3 protein-coding genes and 3 tRNA genes are annotated in these 2,898 nt (G+C 57.0%); all 6 read left to right on the forward strand.

The window, feature by feature from the left end; genetic code table 11:
• Window positions 1–234: 234 nt before the first annotated feature.
• The 6 genes from birA (at window position 235) to APH36_RS29495 (ending at window position 2,805) form a co-directional block, all read left to right on the forward strand.
• The gene (gene birA / locus APH36_RS29470) at window positions 235–1,194 is read left to right on the forward strand and encodes a bifunctional biotin--[acetyl-CoA-carboxylase] ligase/biotin operon repressor BirA (protein ID WP_060501716.1); all 960 of its coding nucleotides are present in this window, start codon (window positions 235–237) and stop codon (window positions 1,192–1,194) included.
• On the forward strand, window positions 1,184–1,933 hold the full coding sequence (locus APH36_RS29475) for a pantothenate kinase (protein WP_060501718.1): 750 nt from the start codon (window positions 1,184–1,186) through the stop codon (window positions 1,931–1,933). The genes birA and APH36_RS29475 overlap by 11 nt, the downstream gene beginning before the upstream one ends.
• Before the next feature lie 7 nt (window positions 1,934–1,940).
• A complete protein-coding gene (locus tag APH36_RS29480) occupies window positions 1,941–2,366 on the forward strand; it encodes a hypothetical protein (RefSeq protein ID WP_019098632.1) in 426 nt (141 codons plus the stop codon).
• A gap of 152 nt (window positions 2,367–2,518) precedes the next feature.
• Window positions 2,519–2,602: transfer RNA gene (locus tag APH36_RS29485), tRNA-Tyr, on the forward strand.
• A 24-nt stretch (window positions 2,603–2,626) separates the two neighbouring features.
• Window positions 2,627–2,700: transfer RNA gene (locus tag APH36_RS29490), tRNA-Gly, on the forward strand.
• Between the two features lie 29 nt (window positions 2,701–2,729).
• A tRNA-Thr gene (locus APH36_RS29495) sits at window positions 2,730–2,805 on the forward strand.
• The last annotated feature ends 93 nt before the right edge of the window (window positions 2,806–2,898 follow it).

The raw sequence follows: 2,898 nt of genomic DNA on the forward strand, positions 1-2,898 counted from the left end.
GTGGTCCGAAAAAGCCAAGCTCTCACGCAAGTCTTGGCCTTGCCCAGATCCCTGTAGGACCGGCTTTAGCCCCGAACACCGGCAAAGCCGGTGCCATCCTCCGCGTCGCTTGCTTCGCGGCCAAAGCCGAAACCCACAGGGATCGCGACACAAGGCCGCACTTACGGGCCCTTTTCCTATGCAAGCCAACAGCCCATGGCTATCATGCCTGCCTTATTCCAAGTCGAGACTGGCATGCTGAAGTTGTTGAATCTCCTCAAGGATGGCCGGTTCCATTCCGGTGAAGCCCTGGGGGCAGCCCTCGGGGTGAGTCGCAGTGCCGTTTGGAAGCAGCTGCAGCACCTGGAGGGTGAACTGAACCTCACCATTCACAAGGTTCGTGGGCGCGGCTATCAGCTGGCGGCACCGCTCGCCTTGCTCGAAGCGCAGGCAATCGCCGGTTATGCCAAAGGCGAGCAGTGGCCAGTGTTCATCCACGAATCTATTGATTCGACCAATGCGGAAGGTTTGCGGCTTGCCGGCCAAGGGCAGGCAGCTCCGTTTATCGTGCTGGCCGAGCGGCAGAGTGCCGGCCGCGGCCGGCGTGGCCGTCAGTGGATCAGCCCATTTGCCGAAAACCTCTATTACAGCCTTGTATTGCGAGTGGATGGCGGCATGCGTCAGCTCGAAGGTTTGAGCCTGGTGGTGGGATTGGCTGTAATGCGTACCCTGCAGGCGTTTGGCGTAAAAGAGGTAGGGCTCAAATGGCCCAACGATGTGCTGGTTCGCGGGCAGAAGATTACTGGCATTCTCCTGGAACTAGTGGGCGACCCCGCCGATGTCTGCCATGTGGTGCTGGGTATCGGTATCAATGTGAACATGCAGGCAAATGACCAGGTCGATCAGCAGTGGACCTCGATGCGGCGTGAGGTGGGGGCGACAATTGATCGCAATCACTTAGTGGCATCGCTCAGTCAGCAGCTGCAGCATGAATTGGCACGCCATCGTCGCTACGGATTTGCAGCATTCCTGGAAGAATGGGAGCAGGCGCACCTTTGGCAGGGGCGCAATGTTTCGCTGGTTGCTGGCAGCACGCATATTGATGGTGTGGTTCTCGGCGTCGACGGGCAGGGTGGCTTGCGCCTTGAGGTGGACGGAGTGGAAAAGAGCTTCAGTGGTGGTGAGCTCAGTTTGAGGTTGCGTGATGATTCTTGAGCTCGATTGCGGTAACAGCTTCATCAAGTGGCGGGTAATCCATGCCGCTGATGCAGTCATTGAAGGTGGCGGGATCGTCGATTCCGATCAGGCGTTGCTCGCTGAAGTGGCTGCGCTGGCTTCGGTGCGTCTTACAGGCTGTCGCATTGTCAGTGTGCGCAGCGAGGAAGAAACCGATGCCCTGTGTTCATTGATTGCCCGGGCGTTTACCGTTCAGGCGCGTGTTGCGCAACCGGCACGGGAGATGGCCGGCGTGCGCAATGGCTATGACGATTATCAGCGTCTGGGTATGGATCGTTGGCTGGCTGCGCTGGGTGCATTTCATTTGGCAAAGGGCGCGTGTCTGGTCATTGACTTGGGCACTGCCGCAAAAGCGGACTTCGTTGCGGCGGATGGTGAGCATCTGGGTGGTTACATCTGCCCGGGCATGCCTTTGATGCGTAGCCAGCTGCGCACCCATACCCGGCGTATCCGCTATGACGATGCCTCCGCCGAGCGTGCATTGACCAGTCTGTCGCCCGGGCGCTCCACCGTCGAAGCGGTCGAGCGCGGCTGTGTGTTGATGCTCCAGGGTTTTGCGCGTACCCAGCTTGATCAGGCGCGTGCGCTGTGGGGGGACACGTTCACGGTATTTCTCACTGGGGGTGATGCGCCACTGGTAAGGGAGGCTGTGCCCCTGGCGCGTGTTGTGCCAGACCTGGTTTTCGTTGGCCTGGCCATGGCCTGCCCATTGGATTGAGGTGCCTATGCGTTGGTTGTTTCTGCTGTTACTGGTGCTCAACGTCTTCTATTACGTGTGGCACCAGCAGGAAGCCCCGCTGAAGGTCAAGGAAGTCGCCCCGCTGTCACTGTACAAGGGGAATCAGCAAGAAATTCGCCTGCTGCGTGAAACAGGCGTGTCGGCGCCGCCCAAGCGTCGTGATGAATGCCTGGTAGTGGGCGGGGTAATGGGGCAGGGGCAGCTGGATGCGCTTCGTCAGCGCCTATTGAGCCTGGATATTGCGACGTTGCCAGTGGTGGGGCAGCTGCCGGGGGCAGATGGGCGCTGGCTCAAGGTCGCACCGGAAAGCGAGCGTTTGCTGGACCAAACGGTGCTCTCAGCTCTTTCCAATGATTTCAAAGACTTAAAACATAAAATTATTTTCTGCCAGGGTATTGCAACTGGCGAATAGCTTGATAGAATGGCGCCCGCTTCACAGGGAACACTACTCAGGTGGTAGAACTGGAAGCGGTGTCAAAGTAGCTAAGTTTCAGATTTGATTGAAAAAATTTGAAAAAACGCTTGACACTAGGGCGGCAAACAAATAGAATGCCGGCCACATCTGGAGGGATTCCCGAGCGGTCAAAGGGGACGGACTGTAAATCCGTTGCGAGAGCTTCGAAGGTTCGAATCCTTCTCCCTCCACCAGTTTTAGCGAGAGCCGCAAGCTCCGCGGGTATAGTTTAGTGGTAGAACCTCAGCCTTCCAAGCTGATGATGCGGGTTCGATTCCCGCTACCCGCTCCAAGTTTGCCGGATTTTGCGCAAAGTGTTTCGCTCTTGTAGCTCAGTTGGTAGAGCACACCCTTGGTAAGGGTGAGGTCAGCGGTTCAAATCCGCTCAAGAGCTCCATATAAACAAGGCAGATATGAAAATATCTGCCTTTGTTTTATCAGTGCAAGACTATTTCTTCTGCGGAGGATTGTATCGATGGCTAAGGAAAAG

Origin of the sequence: Pseudomonas sp. NBRC 111133, from assembly GCF_001320605.1 — a bacterium.
Lineage (GTDB): Bacteria > Pseudomonadota > Gammaproteobacteria > Pseudomonadales > Pseudomonadaceae > Aquipseudomonas > Aquipseudomonas monteilii.

What these genes read in the sequence shown, in the direction of transcription:
- birA (WP_060501716.1), top strand. Translation starts at nt 235, where the DNA reads ATGCTGAAGTTGTTGAATCTCCTCAAGGATGGCCGGTTCCATTCCGGT.
- APH36_RS29475 (WP_060501718.1), top strand. Translation starts at nt 1,184, where the DNA reads ATGATTCTTGAGCTCGATTGCGGTAACAGCTTCATCAAGTGGCGGGTA.
- APH36_RS29480 (WP_019098632.1), top strand. Translation starts at nt 1,941, where the DNA reads ATGCGTTGGTTGTTTCTGCTGTTACTGGTGCTCAACGTCTTCTATTAC.